The organism is Paracoccus wurundjeri (genome assembly GCF_030678915.1).
In the GTDB taxonomy this organism is placed as follows: domain Bacteria; phylum Pseudomonadota; class Alphaproteobacteria; order Rhodobacterales; family Rhodobacteraceae; genus Paracoccus; species Paracoccus onubensis_A.
Genome location: NZ_JAUUTZ010000019.1, coordinates 72,495 through 90,397, shown reverse-complemented (window position 1 = coordinate 90,397; position 17,903 = coordinate 72,495). Strand labels below are relative to the sequence as shown.

General features: G+C 61.8%; 21 protein-coding genes. 8 read left to right on the top strand and 13 right to left on the bottom strand.

The features are described from left to right. Positions 1 to 249: hypothetical protein (locus Q0601_RS17475; RefSeq protein ID WP_305291169.1), on the top strand; the 249-nt coding region annotated here is incomplete at its 5' end. Between the two features lie 3 nt (positions 250 to 252). Here the strand turns inward: Q0601_RS17475 and phnE (Q0601_RS17470) are convergent. The 4 genes from phnE (Q0601_RS17470) to phnD are packed head-to-tail and all read right to left on the bottom strand — an operon-like array spanning position 253 to position 3,667. Next, a complete protein-coding gene (gene phnE, locus Q0601_RS17470; RefSeq protein WP_305291168.1) occupies positions 253 to 1,056 on the bottom strand; it encodes a phosphonate ABC transporter, permease protein PhnE in 804 nt (267 codons plus the stop codon). Next, entirely contained in the window at positions 1,053 to 1,844 is a 792-nt protein-coding gene (gene phnE / locus Q0601_RS17465; protein WP_305291167.1) for a phosphonate ABC transporter, permease protein PhnE, read from the bottom strand. Before phnE (Q0601_RS17465) ends, phnE (Q0601_RS17470) begins: the two co-directional genes overlap by 4 nt. Next, positions 1,841 to 2,626, bottom strand: a complete 786-nt coding sequence (phnC, locus tag Q0601_RS17460) for a phosphonate ABC transporter ATP-binding protein (RefSeq protein WP_305291166.1) — start codon at positions 2,624 to 2,626, stop codon at positions 1,841 to 1,843. Before phnC ends, phnE (Q0601_RS17465) begins: the two co-directional genes overlap by 4 nt. A 60-nt stretch (positions 2,627 to 2,686) precedes the next feature. Then, entirely contained in the window at positions 2,687 to 3,667 is a 981-nt protein-coding gene (phnD, locus tag Q0601_RS17455) for a phosphate/phosphite/phosphonate ABC transporter substrate-binding protein (RefSeq protein WP_305291165.1), read from the bottom strand. A gap of 144 nt (positions 3,668 to 3,811) precedes the next feature. On the opposite strand from phnD, the gene Q0601_RS17450 reads away from it, so the two are divergent. Then, the gene (locus Q0601_RS17450; protein WP_305291164.1) at positions 3,812 to 4,597 is read left to right on the top strand and encodes a DeoR/GlpR family DNA-binding transcription regulator; all 786 of its coding nucleotides are present in this window, start codon (positions 3,812 to 3,814) and stop codon (positions 4,595 to 4,597) included. Between the two features lie 84 nt (positions 4,598 to 4,681). Here Q0601_RS17450 and Q0601_RS17445 read toward each other — a convergent pair whose 3' ends face one another. The 9 genes from Q0601_RS17445 to Q0601_RS17405 form a co-directional block, all read right to left on the bottom strand. Then, positions 4,682 to 5,005: a 2Fe-2S iron-sulfur cluster-binding protein gene (locus Q0601_RS17445; RefSeq protein ID WP_305291163.1), complete on the bottom strand. Its 324-nt coding sequence runs from the start codon at positions 5,003 to 5,005 to the stop codon at positions 4,682 to 4,684. Between the two features lie 11 nt (positions 5,006 to 5,016). Continuing rightward, positions 5,017 to 5,409 (bottom strand): RidA family protein, encoded by a 393-nt coding sequence (locus Q0601_RS17440; protein ID WP_305291162.1) that lies wholly within the window; start codon positions 5,407 to 5,409, stop codon positions 5,017 to 5,019. Then, on the bottom strand, positions 5,406 to 6,035 hold the full coding sequence (locus tag Q0601_RS17435; protein WP_305291161.1) for a TetR family transcriptional regulator C-terminal domain-containing protein: 630 nt from the start codon (positions 6,033 to 6,035) through the stop codon (positions 5,406 to 5,408). The genes Q0601_RS17440 and Q0601_RS17435 overlap by 4 nt, the downstream gene beginning before the upstream one ends. A 182-nt stretch (positions 6,036 to 6,217) precedes the next feature. Further along, positions 6,218 to 7,219: an ABC transporter substrate-binding protein gene (locus Q0601_RS17430; RefSeq protein ID WP_305291170.1), complete on the bottom strand. Its 1,002-nt coding sequence runs from the start codon at positions 7,217 to 7,219 to the stop codon at positions 6,218 to 6,220. 5 nt (positions 7,220 to 7,224) lie between these two features. Further along, a complete protein-coding gene (locus Q0601_RS17425; RefSeq protein ID WP_305291160.1) occupies positions 7,225 to 8,616 on the bottom strand; it encodes an FAD-binding oxidoreductase in 1,392 nt (463 codons plus the stop codon). Further along, positions 8,613 to 9,791 carry an amidohydrolase family protein gene (locus tag Q0601_RS17420; RefSeq protein WP_305291159.1) on the bottom strand — a complete coding sequence of 393 codons (1,179 nt, stop codon included), beginning with the start codon at positions 9,789 to 9,791 and terminating at the stop codon, positions 8,613 to 8,615. Before Q0601_RS17420 ends, Q0601_RS17425 begins: the two co-directional genes overlap by 4 nt. 14 nt (positions 9,792 to 9,805) lie before the next feature. Then, positions 9,806 to 10,633 carry an ABC transporter permease gene (locus Q0601_RS17415; RefSeq protein WP_305291158.1) on the bottom strand — a complete coding sequence of 276 codons (828 nt, stop codon included), beginning with the start codon at positions 10,631 to 10,633 and terminating at the stop codon, positions 9,806 to 9,808. 16 nt (positions 10,634 to 10,649) lie between these two features. Further along, positions 10,650 to 11,447: an ABC transporter ATP-binding protein gene (locus Q0601_RS17410; protein ID WP_305291157.1), complete on the bottom strand. Its 798-nt coding sequence runs from the start codon at positions 11,445 to 11,447 to the stop codon at positions 10,650 to 10,652. A 2-nt stretch (positions 11,448 to 11,449) separates the two neighbouring features. Continuing rightward, complete coding sequence (locus tag Q0601_RS17405) at positions 11,450 to 12,250, bottom strand: creatininase family protein (RefSeq protein WP_305291156.1); 801 nt, start codon at positions 12,248 to 12,250, stop codon at positions 11,450 to 11,452. Between the two features lie 216 nt (positions 12,251 to 12,466). Here Q0601_RS17405 and Q0601_RS17400 point away from each other — a divergent pair, with 216 nt between their 5' ends. From Q0601_RS17400 to Q0601_RS17375, 6 genes are all read left to right on the top strand, one after another. Further along, positions 12,467 to 13,669, top strand: a complete 1,203-nt coding sequence (locus Q0601_RS17400; RefSeq protein WP_305291155.1) for an NAD(P)/FAD-dependent oxidoreductase — start codon at positions 12,467 to 12,469, stop codon at positions 13,667 to 13,669. Positions 13,670 to 13,827: 158 nt separating this feature from the next. Continuing rightward, entirely contained in the window at positions 13,828 to 14,283 is a 456-nt protein-coding gene (locus Q0601_RS17395; RefSeq protein ID WP_305291154.1) for a YaiI/YqxD family protein, read from the top strand. A gap of 167 nt (positions 14,284 to 14,450) precedes the next feature. Further along, a complete protein-coding gene (locus Q0601_RS17390) occupies positions 14,451 to 15,452 on the top strand; it encodes an ABC transporter ATP-binding protein (protein ID WP_305291153.1) in 1,002 nt (333 codons plus the stop codon). Next, positions 15,449 to 16,258: an ABC transporter permease gene (locus tag Q0601_RS17385; protein ID WP_305291152.1), complete on the top strand. Its 810-nt coding sequence runs from the start codon at positions 15,449 to 15,451 to the stop codon at positions 16,256 to 16,258. The genes Q0601_RS17390 and Q0601_RS17385 overlap by 4 nt, the downstream gene beginning before the upstream one ends. Beyond that, entirely contained in the window at positions 16,255 to 17,013 is a 759-nt protein-coding gene (locus tag Q0601_RS17380; protein ID WP_305291151.1) for a hypothetical protein, read from the top strand. Before Q0601_RS17385 ends, Q0601_RS17380 begins: the two co-directional genes overlap by 4 nt. Positions 17,014 to 17,336: 323 nt before the next feature. After that, positions 17,337 to 17,861 (top strand): c-type cytochrome, encoded by a 525-nt coding sequence (locus tag Q0601_RS17375; RefSeq protein WP_182912691.1) that lies wholly within the window; start codon positions 17,337 to 17,339, stop codon positions 17,859 to 17,861. Positions 17,862 to 17,903: the final 42 nt, after the last annotated feature.

The window sequence follows — 17,903 nt, the reverse complement described above, 5'->3', positions numbered from 1 at the left end:
CCCCCCCCCCCCCCCCCCCCCCCCCCCCCCCCCCCCCCCCCCCCCCCCCCCCCCCCCCCCCCCCCCCCCCCCCCCCCCCCCCCCCCCCCCCCCCCATCGCGGGACGCAAACCACCGGCGTTCCCACGTCAATACGCCTGGCTCTCAAGGTTCACTTCCCACCGTTTCCGGCAGGGCAATCCCGCTGGTGGACATGTCCGGCGGCCCGCCATGGCGTCTTTCATATCCCGGACGGATGCCTACAGGATGACGCCTACAGGATACGGCGGCGCATCATGGCCGAGGCGATTTCTCCCAGGATGACGAGGGCAAGGATGGCCAGCAGGACCATCGCCACCTCGGGCCAGTTGAACGTATCGATGGCGCCTTGCAGGATGATCCCGATACCGCCCGCCCCTACCAGCCCCAGCACAGTGGATTCGCGCAGATTGATGTCCCAGCGCAGGATACTGACCGCCCAGAAAGTCGGCATGACCTGTGGCACGATGGCATAGACGATCACCTTGAGACGCGACGCCCCCGTCGCCTCAAGCGCTTCGACCGGGCGGCGGTCGATCTCCTCGATTGCCTCGCCCAGCAGCTTGCCGATGAAGCCGACCGAACGGAACATGATTGCCACGATCCCCGCCACCACGCCGGGGCCGAAAATGGCAACGAACAGCAGCGCCCAGATGATCGTGTTGATCGAGCGCGAAGACACCAGAATGAACCGGCCCAGCCAAAGCGTGGCGCGGTTGGGCGTGGTATTCTGCGCCGCCAGATAAGCGACGGGAAGCGAGATCAGCACCGCGAAAAACGTCGCGATGGTGGCAATATTGACGGTTTCCCACAAAACCTGAAGGATATTCGGCAGATTGCGCGGATCGGGGGGAAACATCCGGGCCAGCAGATCTCCCATCTGGCTGGGCGCATCCCATACCCAGGCCCAGATCACATCGATACTGCTCACCGACCAGGCGATGACCAGCAATGTGACGATCAGGCTGCCATAGCGCGTCAGCCGCTGACGCAGGGTAAAGCGACTCCAGTCGTCGCGGTCCATATCCGGCAAACTCATATCCGTTTCCTGATCTGGCCGCTGACGGCCTCGCTGATAAGGATCACGCCGATGATGACCATGGTGATGGCCAGCGCGAAATCGTAATCATAGCGCCCGAAGGCATTGGCCAGAGTGGCGCCGATCCCCCCTGCCCCCACGATGCCGACAACGGCCGAGGCGCGCAGGTTACTGTCAAGCTGGTAGATCGTCAGCCCGATCTGGCGCGGCAGGATCTGCGGAAAGATGGCGTAGAACAGGGTCGGCAGAAACGACGCTCCGGCGGCGCGCATCGCCTCTACCTGACCGAAATCGATCTCTTCGATCCGCTCTGCCAACATCTTCGCGACGAAACCGATGGAATAGATGATCAATGTCAGAACACCGGCCAGCGGGCCGAAACCCACGGCCTTGACGAAAATGATGGCGACGATGACCGGATGAAAGCTGCGGGCAAGGATGATGATCGCGCGGCCAAGATAGAAGATCGGGCGTGGGGCGATATTTCCCGCCGCCATGAAGGCGATCGGGATCGACAGCAGCACGCCGCCGAATGTCGCCAGAATCGCGATCTTCAGGCTTTCAAGAAACCCGTCGATCAGCAGCCCGCTGCGCTCGAAGCTGGGCGGGATGGCGCCGCTGAATATCCGCTGCGCCCGCACCAGCCCCTCGGCAACCCTCTGCCAGTCGATGGGCAGCGTCGCGACGGACCAGACGATATAGGCGAAGATCCCCAGGATCGTGATCCAGCGCAGGACCGGGTTGGCAATCATCGGCGGTTTGCGCCAGCTATCCCTTGCGGCGCTCATGACGCGGGCTCCGGCGTTTGCATGGCGGCGGCGCGATCCGCCGCGGGACTGCCCGAATAGATCCGATCCATCGCCGCTTCGTCCAGTTCCGCCGGCGGACCGTCGAAGATAATCCGGCCATAGCGCATGCCGACGATGCGGTCGGTATATTGCCGCGCCTCGGCCACGTTGTGGATATTGATCAGCACCGGCAGCGACAATTCACGCGCCAGATCGCGCAGCAATTGCATGATCTGTTCCGAGGTCTTCGGATCAAGAGACGCGGTCGGTTCATCCGCCAGCAGAATCTCGGGCTCCTGCATCAATGCCCGCACCACGCCGACCCGCTGACGCTCGCCACCGGAAAGCTCGTCGGCGCGCTTGTCGGCGTAATGGGCAATGCCGACCCGCTCCATCAGTTCATAGGCGCGGCGGATATCCTGTTTCGGATATCTGCGGCTGATCGCCGACCAGGTCGAGATATAGCCAAGCCGCCCGGATTGCACATTCTCCATCACCGTCAGGCGGTCGACAAGGTTGAAGCCCTGAAACACCATGCCGATCTTGCGGCGGGCCTCGCGCAGCTTACGCCCCCTGAGGGTGGTCAGTTCCATGCCGTTCAGCACGATACTGCCCGAGCTTGGCTCGACCAGTTTGTTGATACAGCGCAGAAGCGTGCTTTTACCGGCGCCGGAGGACCCGATGATGGACACGACGCTTTCGCCCTCCACCGTCAGATCGAGATTCTTGAGAACCGGGTCACCGCCTGCATAACGTTTGACCAGATCGGTGATCTTGAGCATGGCAGCCCTCTGGAATGGCCCGGCCGGCAGCCGGGCAGGGAAAAGGTCGGAACGACAGGTTTATTCGGCGGCAAGGTCTTCGGGCGTGTAGGAAACGCCGTTGGCCTGCTGAATCTCGCGGATCACCGCCCATTGGTCGTTATATGTGATGGGAATGAACTTGCTGACCCCCTCGAATTCCTCACCCAGGGCGGTGCCGGCGAAGTCGAAGCTGAAGAATGCCTCTTCGATCTTCTCCTTCAAATCGGGCGCAAGGTTATGGGCATAGGTATAAGAGGTCGTCGGGAAGGGTTCGCTTTCCCATATAACACGGACATCTGCGGGATCGTAAAGCCCGCGCTCGGCCATCCGATCGACGACCTCGGACGCGACGGGCGCCGCATCGTAATCGCCCGCGACCACGCCCAGCATGGACTGGTCATGCGAACCCGAATAGATCACCTCGTAATCCTCGTCCGGGACGACGCCTAATGCCGGGAACAGTGCCCGGGGCGCCTGATTGCCGGAATTCGAGGTCGGCGAGGTATGGGCGACGCGTTTTCCCGCCAGATCCGACATTTCCTGGATATCGCTGTCGGCCTGCGTAAAGACCTGGAGGGTATAGCCGAAACGGCCGTCATCCGAACCCATCAATGCGAATGGCACCGCACCGGCAAGATTGACGGCAAAGGGCGTCGGGCCAGTGGAAAAACCGGCGATATGCAGGCGGCCCGAGCGCATCGCCTCGACCTCGGCCGAGTTGGACTGCACGGCAAAGAACTGCACCTTCTTGCCGGTCACTTCGGAAAGATGTTCGATGAAAGGATCCCAGATATCCTCATAAACCGCCGGATCCTCGACCGGCGTATAGGCAAAGACCAGCGTATCGGGATCGACCAGTTCGCTTTCATCGGTCGGGGCATCCGCCACCAGATCGCCATCGGAATCGCAATAGATCGGGTCGAGATCCCCGTGATCGGGGCAATCCTGCGCATGCGCGGCAGAGCCGAAGGCCAGCGCAACGGAAACCGCGGCACCAAGATATTTGTCGGGACTGAACATGATGAAACCTCCTCCTCGGGCTGGCACATCCAGAATTACACAGCCCCTTATTGGGATTTCCAACATAAACCTGTGGCTATTGCAACAAAATTGTCACATAAATCTGCGAAACAGGCATGAATCACCAGCAAAGGGACCTGGCAGATGAACTCGGTGCCCGAACGCATACGCAAATCGGACCGCAGGACACAAATCCTGATGGAACTGCGCTGGAAGCCGCATGTGCGCGTGAGTGAACTGGCCGAGCAATTCGGCGTCTCGACCGAGACCATCCGCCGCGATCTGCAGGAGATGAACGAGGCGCGGGAACTCGACCGCGCGCATGGCGGCGCTTCGGCGCGGATACCGGAAAACCAGCCCAGCCTCGACGAGCGTCAGACATCGCGGGTCGAGGAACGCGAACGCATCGCCCGCTTTGCCGTCAGACAGATCGCCGATGGCGCATCGCTGATGATCGACGCGGGGGCCTCCACCATCGCGCTTGCCCGCTGTCTGGCCGTCGCGGATCTGAACCTTAAAGTCGTGACCAACAGCCTGCCGGTCGCGATGATCCTTGGCCCCGCGCCGAAGATCTATCTGCGGCTATGCCCCGGCGATCTGCTTGCCCCGGAAGCGGCGGTGATCGGCCCGGACACATCGGCATATATCGCCCGGCACAATGCCGATTGCTGCTTTCTCGGGGCCTCGGCGGCAAGCGATCAGGGCATCAGCGAGGCCATCCCCGGTTTCGCCGATGTCAAACGCGCCATGATGGCACAGGCGGCGCGGTCGGTCTTCCTGATCGACCACAGCAAGCTTGGCCGGAATGAGCTCGACCGCGTCGCTGGCCCTGCCCCTGATCGCGCCATCTATACCGACCGCTTGTCCGATCCCGGTTTCGCCAAAGCATGGCAGGCCGGAGGAGGAGAGTTGCAGGTGATCGAAGCCTAGCGATCAAAGCCCATCAAAGGGCAGTTCCGGTCAGGCGGACAGACCATCCCGGTGGCTCCGCCCGCACCATGGCGAAAACCCCTCTCAGACCTGCCGCTGAGGCATGTTTACCTGCAAACCGTGCAAATCGCCTGTCACGGTGATCTGGCAGGCAAGCCGCGATGCATTCGGATCGGGCTCATACGCAAAATCCAGCATGTCTTCCTCGAGGGCCGACATCTCGGGCAGCCGGTCCATCCAACCGGCGGCGATATAGACATGGCAGGTCGAGCAGGAGCAGGCACCGCCGCATTCGGCCTCGATCCCGCGCACCCCTTCATTCCGGGCGGCTTCCATCAGTGACAGGCCGGCAACGGCATCCACGACGCGCTTGCTCCCATCGGGTTCGACAAAGGTGATTTCGACCATGTTGCGGTTCCTCAGTTCGATCTGGACGGGACAAGGGCCATCGCCTCGACTTCGACCAGAAATTCGGGCCGCGTGAAGCCGCTGACGATCAGCAGCGTAGAGGCCGGTTTGACCTTCAATCCCCGCACCCAGCGATCGCGCACCGCCATATAGGGGGCCATATCGTCGCGTCGCGTCACGAATGCCGTAAAGCGCAGCACATGCGAGAGATCGGCACCGGCCTCGGCCAGAATGGCATGGATATTCGCGAAACACAGTTCCGCCTGCGCGGTCACGCCATCCGGCACCGTTCCATCGGCGGCAAGCCCAAGCTGCCCCGAGGTCACGATCATTCCCCCTGCCGCGACACCATGCGAATAATCGCCGAAAGGCGAGGCCATACTGTCGGGAACCAGAGATTTCATGGCCGCGGCCCCCGCTCTTGCAAGCCGCAACGCAAAAGGAACAATTCCGTCGCTTCGGCAATGATCCGGTCGGCATCCAGCGGCGCGCCGTCCGGGACGTCCATCAACACACGCGCCTGCGCTTCATATTCCGCGTAATGCTGGGTCACCGCCCACATGTTGATCTGGAAAAGCAGCGGATCGACCGGCGCCAGCATCCCGGCCTCTATCCAGCCCCGGATCACCCCGCTCGCCTCGTTGACCGAGGCTTTCAATTCATCCCAATGCCCGGCCATCTCGGGCGCGCCGCGCGCGATCTCATTGGCGAAAAGGCGGGAAACATCAGGATATTCCAGCGCATGCCGCAGCTTGCGCTCGATATAGGTGGCAATCGCAGTCGCCGGATCGTCACGTGCCGGCGACAGAAAGAAAATCTCGCGCCATTGCCTGACGATATGGCCAAGCACCTGCTGATACAGCTCTTCCTTCGAGGAAATGTAGTAATGCAGCTGCGCCTTGCTGATCCCCGCGCTTTGCGCGATGGCCTGCGTCGATGTGCCGGCAAGGCCGTTCCGCGCGAATTCGCGAATCGCGGCATCGCGGATGGCGATATGCATTTCCCGGCGTTTTTTCTGCGCGGTGGTCATAACCCGCTCCCAATCATGCTTTACCTGCGGCACAACCGCCCATCTTTCCCGACAATGCGACACAATCGCGTCCAGCCAAAACCAGCATGCCCCTATTCTTCATGCAAATATCCCGGGGAAATCCGGCCCGGCCGGGCCGGATGGAGGCAGCGTCCCGATGCCGGGCACCATGGGTCCACAGGTCACTCGCCCCGCAGCTTTTCCCTGATCTCAAGCCCGGTCCCCCGGTTGACGAAAGCGCTATCGGCAACCATCGACAGATCGACGCTGCCGGCCTCGATGATCCCGGCCTCGACGGCCAGATCGTGGAACGCCTCGATCCGCGCCTCGTCCAGCGCGCCGATACCTTTCTTCTCAGCATCGCCGGAATCGATGATGTCCAGCGCCTCGAACTGAGCCATCTCGGCGTCCAGCTTCTCGACCGTCATTTCGGGATTGGCCGCGATGATGGCGTCATAGGCCGCGCTCCGGTCGCCATAGAGATAATTGTACCAGCCCTCGATCGAGGCATCAACGAAGCGCTGCACCAGATCCGGATTCTCGTCGATCAGATCCTGTCGGGTCTCGATCGTGGCGCCGTAGGTACTCCATCCCTGATCGGCCAGCAGGAAAGTGTCCACCTCGGCACCCTCGGCCTTGGCGTAAAGCGGCTCGGCGGTGCCATAGGCTTGCTGAACCATTGTCTCGTCACCCAGAAACTGCGCCAGGTTGTAGCCATATGGCCTGAGCTGTTCATCCCGGAAGCCCTTGGATGCGACCATCCATTGCCAGAAGCTGAATTGCCCATCCTTGCCCATCAGAACCGCCGGAGCCTGCGCCAGCGCCGCAAAATCCTCATACTTGCCCTTATGGGCCATAAGCGCCTGCGGATCCTTTTGATAGATGGCCGCGACGACCTTGGTCGGAATGCCGTTGCGAACATTGTCGAAGGACAGCAACAGATTGCCGGCTATCAGGAAATCCAGCCGCCCCGCAGCCAGCATCGGCCGGTTGTTCACCTGCGGCCCGCCGGGCTGAATTTCGACATCCAGCCCGAATTTCTCGTAGGTTCCGTCGGCAACGGCCTGATAGAAGCCGCCATGCCCTCCCTGCGCCAGCCAGTTCGTGCCCAGCACCACCTTGTCATTCGCCCATGCGGCGCCAGCGGCCAGCAGACCGCCAAATGCGCCGATGACTGCAATCATCCTGTTCACGCCGTTTCTCCCTGTTGATGATCTTGATCGTCGCGCGCCATATCGGCATGCCAGCCCCGCGTCTTTCCGGGATTCATCAGGCCATACGGATCGGCCAGTTTCTTGAACCGGATCTGCGCGTCGTCGATTTGCTTCATGCCGCCATCCTCGATGGTCACCACATGCGGATCGAAGATCGTGCAGCCATCCAGCCGTTCCAGCTCGTCGATCAGGCGATAGATCGCCTCTTTGCTGTGCCAGCGCACCAGCGGCAGGGCGAAAATCTGGATCTCGCCCTCCATCCGCGCCATCTCATGGTGCCAGAAAACCTCGTCGCCATAACGCTCCATCTGGCGCGTGACCAGATCGGGATCGAAGGGGCGCGGATAGGCGACCTGAAGATAGGTCCAGCCCCTGTCAACCTTGAGCGCCTGAAGCGTGGTGTGGTTCCAGCCGCATTCATAGGCCGGTTGCAGCCCGGCCTCGCGGATTTCCGGCTTGGTCATCGCAAAGGATACGCGGCCGCCGCAAGCCTCGGCCTTTTCGGTAAAGCGTCCCATTTCATCCGGGGCCACCATCGCGAAGATCGCATCGCGATCTGCTGGGAAAAGATCCCCGAACTTGCGGTAGAACGGCGCGAAACGACGCTCGACCGCGGTCAGCAGATAGCAATCCATCCCGCCAGACTGCGCCTGCGCCGCAAATCGCAGCGCCGTGTCATAGCCATCGAACAGAACCGCGGTATGGATCCAGTCGGTGGCGCGGGTCAGTGCAAGCCCCAGTTCCACCACGATGCCATTGGTGCCATAGGCGTGCTGGATTTTCTGCGTATCGTCGCCGTGAAGCTCTATCACCTGCGGCTCGGGCTCGACCGTGACGACTTTGGCATAGGTCACATTGCCCGGATCGCGCAGCATGCCGTGACGCAGCGATCCAATCCCGCCCGAACCCCCGGCGATGAACCCGCCGATCGTGGCCATCTGGCGGGTCGAGGGATACATCAGCAATTCCTGCCCGGTCTCGCGCGCGGCATCGTCCAGCCGCGAAATCCGCGCCCCTGCCTCGACCCTGACATGGCCATCGGTGATCTCGATCACCCTGTCGAGACGGGTCAGGTCCATGATGACCCCGCCTTCCAAAGGCACGCATTGCCCGTAATTGCCGGTGCCGCCGCCGCGCAGGGTCAGGGGTAATCTGTGACGGGCCACCAGCGCCGCCACCTGTATCACCTCATCTAGGTTTTGCGGCAGAACGACCAGATCACCGGTCAGATCCTTCAGCTGTTCGTTCAGTATCGGGCTGTACCAGAAATAATCATGCGACCGCGCGGCCAGATATTTCTTGTCGTCATGAAAGCGGATGCCACCCAGCGACGACTTGAACGCCTCCAGATCCCGGTCTCTGGTCATTCTTGTTCTCCTTGCAATTCCGGCAGCATCCTGCCATCGCGCCAGATCGCCCGTATGGCGCGGGGACGGCTGATTGCATCGCCCGCATCCTCGGCCGCGATGCGAATAAAACTGGCCGGCCCGCCTTCGGTCAGGCGCAGGCTGTGGCCCATCCAGTTCGCCGGTCTCTCGCTGATGGAATCCAGCCATTCATCGGGCGGCAGATGCCCGGCCAGAACGGCAAGGCGGAACATGTCGCCAAGATCGTAATCGCCATAAGGGAAAAAACCGTCCCGCACATTATCCGAGCCGATCATCACCGGCACGCCCGCCTCCTGCGCCTCGCGCAAAGGCGCCAGCCCGCGCAGGCGGGGCGTACGGCCCGGCGCGGCATCCTGAAGGTAACTGTTTGCCCCCGGCAGCACGGTCAGGCCGATCCCGGCCTCGGACGCCCTGTCCAGAATGCCCGCGACCTCCCGGGCATCACGGATCGACAGCGCGCAGCCATGCCCGCACAGCACGCGCCCCGCCATGCCACGCCGCGTGGTTTCCCCGATGATCGCATCGATACCGCGGGCATCGGGGTCCAGCCCTTCATCGACGTGAAAATCCAGATCCAGCCCGTATCTTTCCGCCAGATCGAACACCGTCGCGATTTTTGCCGGCAGATCGGCATTTCGATACACGAAAGCGCCCAGAACACCACCGCTGTCGCGAATCTGCGCGGCCACGGCGGAACCGATCTCGACCAGACGATCCAGCGGCGTCAGCGAAGCCAGTTGCAACCCGATCCGGCCGCGCCAGTCCTCGGCCAGCCCGCACAGGACCTGCCATGCCAAAGGCGCCTGCGCGTCGTTCCAATCCACATGGCTGCGCATCAGGGCAGTACCGTGATGAAAGGCCCGTTCCAATGCGCGGCCCGCACGGGATCGCAGGTCATCCTCGGTCCAGCCTTCGGCATCCCGGGCCATCATCTCGATGGCGTCAAACAGCGACCCGGCCCGGTGCGGCATCCGCGCGGCGGTGAACGTCTTGTCCAGATGCGTATGGATATCCGCCAGCAAAGGCATGACAAAGCCGCCGCCACCCTTTTGCGAGGGATGTAGCGCGGTGATCCGCCCGCCTTCATGCCGAAGGTCCCAGTGCCCGGCCCGCCCGGCCAGAGCGATGCCTGTCAGCTCGCCGCGATCATCCATGTCACGCATCCGCATCAGCCCTCGCGCTTGATTTCGCTTTCGTGCCAGTGCCCCAGCACGGCCCGCGACAACCACGAGGTGATCAGGAAGATGACGACCCCCAGAAGCGACACCAGAAACAGGGCGGCGAACATGCGCGGGATCTCGTTTCGGAAGCTGGATTCCAGAATGCGCGAGGCAAGCCCGGTATTCTGCCCTGCGGTCCCTGCGACGAATTCCGCCACCACCGCGCCGATCAGTGCAAGCCCGCCCGCGATCTTCAATGCCGCCATGAAATAGGGCAGCGCCGAGGGGATCAGCAGATGGCGCAGCCGCTGCCACGGCGTCGCCTGATACAGCCGGAACAGATCGCGCAGATTGTGATCCGCGCTGCGCAGCCCGATAGCCGTATTCGACAGGATCGGAAAGAACGCCACGATCCATGCGCAGATCAGCAACGCCACAAAGGTATTGCTGACATAGATCAGGATCAGCGGCGCAATCGCGATGACCGGTGTCACCTGCATGATGACGGCAAAGGGAAACAGGCTCATCTCAAGCGGGCGCGACAGGGCGAACAGCATTCCCAGCGCCACGCCGCCGATGATCGCAAGCGCAAGCGACATCAGGGTCAGTTTGACGGTGAAGGCAGCGCTTTGCATCAGGCTCGCCCAGTCCTGGACCAACGTCTTCGCGATCAGGCTGGGCGCCGGGATCAGGTAGTGCGGCACCTCATTGTACCACACCAGAAATTCCCAAAGCCCCAATGCCAGAAGAATCGTCGAAATCGGCATGATGATCCGCAGGCGACGCTCTTTCCGTTCGCGCAGGATACGGGGATCGGTCTGCTGCGGATCGGGCATCGCATTGTTTCCGGCGTCAATGGTTGAGCTCGACATGATCCATGGTCCCTTCCAATGCGTTGCTGACCAGCCGGCAATTCTCGGTATATTCGGGCGTCATCCGATAAGAGGCATCGCGCGGATAGCCGCCTGGCAACGGGATATCATGCACGACCCGGCCCGGGCGCGCCGCCATGACCACGACGCGGCTGGACAGATAGACCGATTCGAATACCGAATGGGTCACGAAGATCACTGTCAGCCCATGCGATCGCCATAACGACAGCACCTCGTCATTCAGCTTGGCGCGGGTCATCTCGTCCAGCGCCGCGAAAGGTTCATCCATCAGCAAAAGCTTGGGCCGGGTGACCATCGCGCGCGCGATCGATACGCGCATCTTCATCCCGCCCGACAATTCGCGCGGATAGGCTTTCGCGAAATTCGCCAGACCGACCATTGCAAGCGCCTCTTCGACGCGGGAACGGGCCTCGGCCCGGCTTCGCCCGCTCAGCTTCAGCGGCAGGTATACATTGTCGAAAACCGTGGCCCAGGGCATCAGCGTGGCGTCCTGGAATACAAAGCCGATATCGGCGCTGTCGCGGCCTTGGCCGGGGGGATGACCGTTCACCGCAAGCTGCCCGCCCGAAACCGACAGCAGCCCCGAGATCATTTTCAGCGCGGTGCTTTTGCCGCAGCCCGAGGGGCCAAGGAAGCTGACGAATTCACCGTCCTTTATGGTCAGGGACATGTCGCGTATCGCCACGGTTCCATTCGCGAACCGCTTGCCGACATCGCGCATCTCTATCAGGCTCGAAGCCTCGGGGCGGTCAAGCATCTTCATTCCTCCGGTACGCGGTCAAGCCAGTCGAGCGGGATAGCGTCAATCTCGGCCATCGCCTCAACCAGCCGTTCGACGGCAAAGGTCAGCGTCGCCTCGCCCTTTTCGGCGCTTGCCAGATGCGCTTCGCCGCAGGCGCCGGCAATGTTCAGATCCTGCGTCTTCCATCCCGGCTTCACCGCCCGGCCCAGCCCGACATGACTGAACCGCTCGGCCAGATCCTGACCACGCGACCGGAAATCCCGTGCAAGGCTCATATCCACATTCGCCGGATCCAGGGCCAGCATGACCGAGGTTTCCATATCGCCGGCATGGATGCCGTGGCTGCGCTCGGTCGGCGAATACAGCCCGTCGGGCATGCCAAAGCCGAACCAGTTCACCGAAAACGCCATCATGCCGTGCGAAATCCGCAATTGCCGCGCGGCGGTCTCCATGACCGGGATGTTGCCGCCATGACCGTTCAGCAGAACCATCTTGCGGACGCCTGCTCGCGCCACGCTTGCCCCAATCTCGGTCAGCACCCGGATCAAAGTGTCCGCAGTCAGGGTCAGCGTCCCGGGAAAGTCGATATGCTCGTCGCTCTTGCAGACGGCCTGTACCGGAAGGAACAGGACCGGGCTGTCGGCGGGCAGCGCCTGCGCCAGCCGGCGCGTGATGCCGTCGACGGTACAACTGTCGACGGACATCGGCAGATGCGGGCCGTGCTGCTCTATCGCGCCGATCGGCAGGACGGCGATGATCCTTTCACGGTCCAGCGCCGCGAATTCGGCTCGGGAATAATCGGCCCAGTACCGTTTCATCTCGGCAGCCCTCCGGCGCCGGTGGCCCCGGTCGGCGTGATGAATTCCGTCATGTGCTCCTCCACTGCATGGCAGGCTAAACAAATTCATAGCAATTGGTCAAACTAATTGATAAGTTTTTTTGAAAAGCCGGGAAGATGAACGGTTTGCCGGTAGTTCCGGCCGCCAGATCGTCACGAATCGCAGGCCGGTGAAAGACAGAGGAAGATCATCAGGATGAGCCATATCGCGATTATCGGCGGCGGACAGGCAGGGGCGGCGCTTGCTGCCAAATTGCGGCAGCTTGGACATGACGGGAAGCTTACGCTGATCTGCGGCGAAGACGTGCTGCCTTATCAGCGGCCACCGCTTTCCAAGAAATACCTGATGAAAGAAATGGCGCGCGAACAGCTTTATCTTCGCCCCGAACGTTTCTATCGCGACCACGAGATCACCCTGATCCACGGGCGGCAGGTCAGCGCGATCCAGCCCGGCTCAAGGCAGATCAAGCTGGCGGGCAACACTATCTCATATGACAAGCTTGCCCTGACGACCGGAGCCTCTCCGCGATTGCTGCCTGCCGCGATGGGCGGTGATCTGCCCGGCATCCATGCCGTCCGCACCCTCGCCGATACTGACCGGATGGCGCCCGAATTCCGGCCCGGACAGCGGCTGCTGATCGTCGGAGGCGGCTATATCGGGCTCGAGGCCGCAGCCGTCGCCGCCAGACTGGGCCTGCATGTCACCCTTGCGGAAATGGCGCCCCGGATCCTGCAACGTGTCGCCGCCCCCGAAACCTCGGACTTCTTTCGCGATCTTCACCGCGCGCATGGCGTCGAGATCCGCGAGGATGCCCGGCTGCAGCGTCTCCGCCCCGGGAATGGCATCACCGCCGAATTCGCCGATGGTCCGGAATGCGTGGCGGATTTCGTCATTATCGGCATCGGCGTGCTGCCCAATGACGATCTGGCGGCGGCGGCGGGTCTTGCCTGCGATGGCGGAATCCTTGTCGATGCGCAGGGCAGGACCAGTGATGCTCATATCTGGGCGGCGGGCGATTGCACCCGCTTGCCGTATCGCGGCGCGCGGATCCGCCTAGAAAGTGTCCAGAACGCCATCGATCAGGCCGAAGCGGTTGCCGCCAATATGCTGGGCCATGCGCAGGATTACATCCCGAAACCGTGGTTCTGGTCCGATCAATATGACGTCAAGCTTCAGATCGCCGGGCTGAACACTGGTTATGACCGGGTCATCATCCGCCCGGGAAAATCGCCCGAAAGCCGCTCGCACTGGTATTTCAGGGGCGAAACGCTACTGGCGGTCGACGCGATGAACGATCCGCGCGGCTACATGATCGGCAAACGCCTGATCGAAGCGGAACGCTCGCCACTGCCGGATCAGGTCGCCAATCCGGATTTCGACCTTAGGGAATTGCTGTAGCCACAACTCCCCTATGACAACGGACAATCCCGGCAATACCTGCCGCATTCCGGCCGGTCGCAGAGCGGAGCGCCCTTCCTCCTATCCGGGACGACGACCGGCGTTGCCGTCCCCGTACAAGGCGGTATGCTATGTGTTCGACAAGCCGAAAGACGATCATGACCACGCTATATATCGACGCCGACGCCTGTCCGGTGAAAACCGAGGCCGAGCGCGTGGCCACCCGCATGCAGGTTCCCATGATTCTGGTGTGCAATGGAGGTCTGCGACCATCGCAAAACCCGCTGGTGTCGCTGGTAATCGTAGACGAGGGGCCGGATGAGGCGGATCAATGGATCGCCGCGCATTGTGATCAGGGCGATGTGGTGGTGACCGCCGATATCCCGCTTGCCGATCGCTGCATCAAGGCGGGCGCCCGTGTTCTTACCCCGACCGGAGAAGAGCTGAAACAGACGAATATCGGCCAAAGGCTTGCGGTCCGCGATCTGATGAGCGACATCCGCGCCGCGGATCCCTTTTTCCGCGGGAATGGCCCGTCATTCACAAAAGCCGATCGATCCCGCTTCCTGCAGGCGCTTGACACGGCCCTGAACGCGGCGCTGCGCGGCAGGTGATCCCTGCTGCGGGATTCCCGAACCGGCAGGGCCTCCATTTCACCCGTGCCAGCCCGAGACCCTATATTTGCGGTCTTTCCCTGCGCCCGCCGGAAGAGTATGGCCGTGGGGAAGTCAACCAGACCAACTGTCAGGAAGCCGATTTTGCCGGAAGGTCCATATCCTTGTTGATCCAGCCTCATGAGACCGCCGAAAGGGCGGGGCCGGCCGTGCGGGTCGAGCATCTGTCGCTGAAATATGGCGGACAGGTGGCGCTTGACGATGTTTCGCTATCGGTCGGGCGCGGCAGTTCCTTTGCTCTGCTGGGGCCGAACGGGGCGGGCAAGACATCGCTGATCTCGGTCCTGGCGACACTGCGCGATGCCGATAAAGGGCTGGTCGAAGTGGCGGGGCATGATGTGTGCCGGGCCTCGCGTCAGGTGCGGCTGTCGATCGGGATGGTGTTCCAGGATCCAAGCCTGGACGACCGGCTTTCGGCCGAGGAAAATCTGGACTTTCATGGCCGGGTATACGGTATACCGGGCCGCCTGCGTGCCGAAGCGATCGACAGGGTGCTTGATCTGGTCGAACTGACCGGCTGGCGCGAGGCCATCGTGCGCAGCTTTTCCGGTGGCATGAAGCGGCGGCTCGAGATCGCGCGCGCATTGATGCATAAGCCGCAGATCCTGTTTCTGGATGAGCCGACAGTGGGGCTGGACGCACAGACACGGGCGCGAATCTGGGCCTATCTGAACCGGCAGCGGCGCGAACGCGGGCTGACACTTCTGACCACCACCCATTATATCGAAGAGGTCGAGGATGCCGACCGCATCTGCATTATCGACAAGGGCCGCATCATCGCCGAAGGCACGCCCGGTCAGTTGAAGCGGGAACTGGGCCAAAGCTTCCTGCATGTGGTTGCGGCGACCCCTGCCGATCATGCGGCGCTTCTGGCCGCCTATCCCGACTCTCATGCCGTCAGCCCTGAAGCTTTGGCCATTCCGGCCGGGGACGAGGATTTCGTCGCGGGATTTCTGGCCCGCTTCGGCAATCGCCTGCGCGAGATGCGGTTCGAGGGGCCGACGCTGGAAGGCGTTTTCCTAAGCCTGACCGGCCGGGTTCTGCGTGACCGCACCGATGGCGAACGCGAGGCGCAGCGCAATGCCGGGCGGCGGGCGGGGCGGCGATGAGCTCATTTCTTCCCATATTGCGGGGCATTCATGGCGTCTGGCTGCGCGAGATCATGCGCGCGACCCGCGACAAGGGCCAGCTTCTGGGGGGCGTCAGCCGCCCGCTGATCTGGCTGCTGATCCTTGGCGTCGGGCTGAATCCCTATTTCCGGGGCGAGGTTTTCGGCGAAGTGCGGCTGGTCCTGCCCTACAGCTATCTGCAATTTCTGTTCCCCGCCGTGATCGTGCTGAACATTATGTATACCTCGATCCAGTTCGCGGTCTCGGTCATCTGGGATCGCGAATTCGGGTTCCTGCGCGAAATTCTGGTCTCGCCCATGCCGCGATGGGCGGTGCTGCTGGGCAAGGTTCTGGGCGGTGCGACGGCGGCAACCGGGCATGGCACGCTGGTCCTGATCCTTGCGCGTTTCGCCGATGTCACGCTGACCGCGCCACAGGTCGCACAGGCGATTGCCTATATGTTCGCGCTGTCCTTCGCCTTGACCTGCTTCGGTGTGGTTCTGGCCGGAAAGGTCCGGAGTTTCGAAGGTTTCGGCGTGTTCTCGAATACGGTGATCCTGCCGCTTTATTTCGCCTCGTCCTCGGTCTTTCCACTGGATCCGTCGCTGACGCGCACCCAGCTGGTCGCCAGCTACCCCGAATGGCTGATCATGCTGATCTACGCCAATCCGATCACCTATGCGGTCGATGCCTTGCGAGGTATTCTGATCAACTTCAACCAGTTTCCGCCGCATATCGGCTTTGGTCTGGTGGGCATCGGCATGATCGGCTTCTTCCTGTGGGCCTTGCGGAGTTTCGGCAGGTGACCAAAGGCTGGAGGCGATGGCGGAAACCCGTAATCGATATCGGTGTGATTACGCTGCTATTGGTCGCGCTAAGCCATCTGCCGCCCGATACCTCGCTGAGCGAGCGGGTGGAGAATGGGATTTTGCGCCTTTGCGTTCCCGACAGGAACAGCGAGTTGATCCGCGCCGACGACGCGACCCGACCGGGATATGAGCTTGCCCTGATGCAAGGTGTCGCACGGGATCTGGACCTGCGGCTTCAGGTGGTCGAGATCGCGAATATGGGCCGGTCCTTCAATCCGCGCGACTGGCAAATCGGGCGCGGGCAATGCGATATACTGGGCGGAGGATTGGCCGACAGCGCAGCCAATCGCGGATTTCTGACGCTGCTGCCGAATGGCGGGCGGATCGGTCTGGTGCGGCTCGGCGACAGCGCCCCCCCTGCCCGGGGCGCCAAGGTCGGGGTCTTCATGGGTTCGGCGGGGCTGAACCGGGTGCAACTGTCAAGCTGGATGCGAGCCGGGGGCTGGCAGCCGCACCCACTGGCCACCAAGGCCGATCTGGCTGTCTGGCTGCGGCAGGGCGGCGAAGCCATCGCCTCGAGTCTGACGCCGCTGCCGGCCGGAACCCTCTCTCATGACCTGCCCGCGGCGGCAGGCGAAAGCACATCGCTTGCCTTCGGCCTCTGGCGCGGAGACGTTACGCTGACCCGCGCGATTCGTGCTGCATTGCAGAAAGAAATTCAGCACAAACAATTCGTTGCAAGAGCTAACTAATTCGAAACATTTTAGGCAAATTATCGACATCTTTAAGGGTTCCGGGCCTTCAGCCCTCTTGAACTTCGCCGAAAACAGGCGCATCCATCATCCTTATGGTTGATCATCAACAGAGCACTTCTCATGAAGATTTCCAAAATGACCAGCCGATAAAAATGCGCGCGAACACCCAATGACACGCAAATCAACCCGTATCCTTGCGAGGTTTACGCTTGATTTGCACAGCTTTGACATTCCCGCGAGCAACCAGGGGGCGGTGAAAGCCGCCTTCAGACCGAACCGTGGCGGTTATGCCGTCCCGGTCAACCTTTATGGAGGTTCTGGTGCCAGCCAAACTCTTTGGACGATCAGCCGTCCTGACCATCACATCTGCCATTGCGATGACCTTTTCATCATCAATCCCGGTTTTTGCCGCGGGATTCACCTCGGAACAGGCGTCGACAGGTCAAACCGATTATCAATCTAATTGCGCAAGCTGCCACGGCGTGCGCCTTGAGGGCCCCGAAGCGCCTGCGCTGTTCGGTCAGGACATCATGGGGAACTGGGACACCGCAGGCGGCCTGTATGACTTTATTTCGGTTGCCATGCCGCCGGCGCAACCGGGTCAGCTGGGCGAGGAAACCTATCTGAATATCGTTGCATATATCATGCAGCAAAACGGTGCCAAGCCGGGCGACACGGCGATGGACACCGAGAATATGGCTTCGATCGGCCTTGTTGCCGAAACCAAGGAGGGTGCGGCGGAGCTGGCGCTGGCCAATCAGGAAACCGCCGGCGAAGAAGAAGGCGATACGAATGTGCCCCAGGCATATACCTGGGGCAAGGAACTGCCGAAATTCAAAAAATAATTCAGATTCGGGCAGGCCATTCCGAAGCCGCCTGCCTTCAGG

Excerpts from the sequence above, each read along its gene's own strand:
- phnE (WP_305291168.1), bottom strand. The coding sequence starts at position 1,056 with ATGAGTTTGCCGGATATGGACCGCGACGACTGGAGTCGCTTTACCCTG.
- phnE (WP_305291167.1), bottom strand. The coding sequence starts at position 1,844 with ATGAGCGCCGCAAGGGATAGCTGGCGCAAACCGCCGATGATTGCCAAC.
- phnC (WP_305291166.1), bottom strand. The coding sequence starts at position 2,626 with ATGCTCAAGATCACCGATCTGGTCAAACGTTATGCAGGCGGTGACCCG.
- phnD (WP_305291165.1), bottom strand. The coding sequence starts at position 3,667 with ATGTTCAGTCCCGACAAATATCTTGGTGCCGCGGTTTCCGTTGCGCTG.
- Q0601_RS17450 (WP_305291164.1), top strand. The coding sequence starts at position 3,812 with ATGAACTCGGTGCCCGAACGCATACGCAAATCGGACCGCAGGACACAA.
- Q0601_RS17445 (WP_305291163.1), bottom strand. The coding sequence starts at position 5,005 with ATGGTCGAAATCACCTTTGTCGAACCCGATGGGAGCAAGCGCGTCGTG.
- Q0601_RS17440 (WP_305291162.1), bottom strand. The coding sequence starts at position 5,409 with ATGAAATCTCTGGTTCCCGACAGTATGGCCTCGCCTTTCGGCGATTAT.
- Q0601_RS17435 (WP_305291161.1), bottom strand. The coding sequence starts at position 6,035 with ATGACCACCGCGCAGAAAAAACGCCGGGAAATGCATATCGCCATCCGC.
- Q0601_RS17430 (WP_305291170.1), bottom strand. The coding sequence starts at position 7,219 with ATGATTGCAGTCATCGGCGCATTTGGCGGTCTGCTGGCCGCTGGCGCC.
- Q0601_RS17425 (WP_305291160.1), bottom strand. The coding sequence starts at position 8,616 with ATGACCAGAGACCGGGATCTGGAGGCGTTCAAGTCGTCGCTGGGTGGC.
- Q0601_RS17420 (WP_305291159.1), bottom strand. The coding sequence starts at position 9,791 with ATGGATGATCGCGGCGAGCTGACAGGCATCGCTCTGGCCGGGCGGGCC.
- Q0601_RS17415 (WP_305291158.1), bottom strand. The coding sequence starts at position 10,633 with ATGCCCGATCCGCAGCAGACCGATCCCCGTATCCTGCGCGAACGGAAA.
- Q0601_RS17410 (WP_305291157.1), bottom strand. The coding sequence starts at position 11,447 with ATGCTTGACCGCCCCGAGGCTTCGAGCCTGATAGAGATGCGCGATGTC.
- Q0601_RS17405 (WP_305291156.1), bottom strand. The coding sequence starts at position 12,250 with ATGAAACGGTACTGGGCCGATTATTCCCGAGCCGAATTCGCGGCGCTG.
- Q0601_RS17400 (WP_305291155.1), top strand. The coding sequence starts at position 12,467 with ATGAGCCATATCGCGATTATCGGCGGCGGACAGGCAGGGGCGGCGCTT.
- Q0601_RS17395 (WP_305291154.1), top strand. The coding sequence starts at position 13,828 with ATGACCACGCTATATATCGACGCCGACGCCTGTCCGGTGAAAACCGAG.
- Q0601_RS17385 (WP_305291152.1), top strand. The coding sequence starts at position 15,449 with ATGAGCTCATTTCTTCCCATATTGCGGGGCATTCATGGCGTCTGGCTG.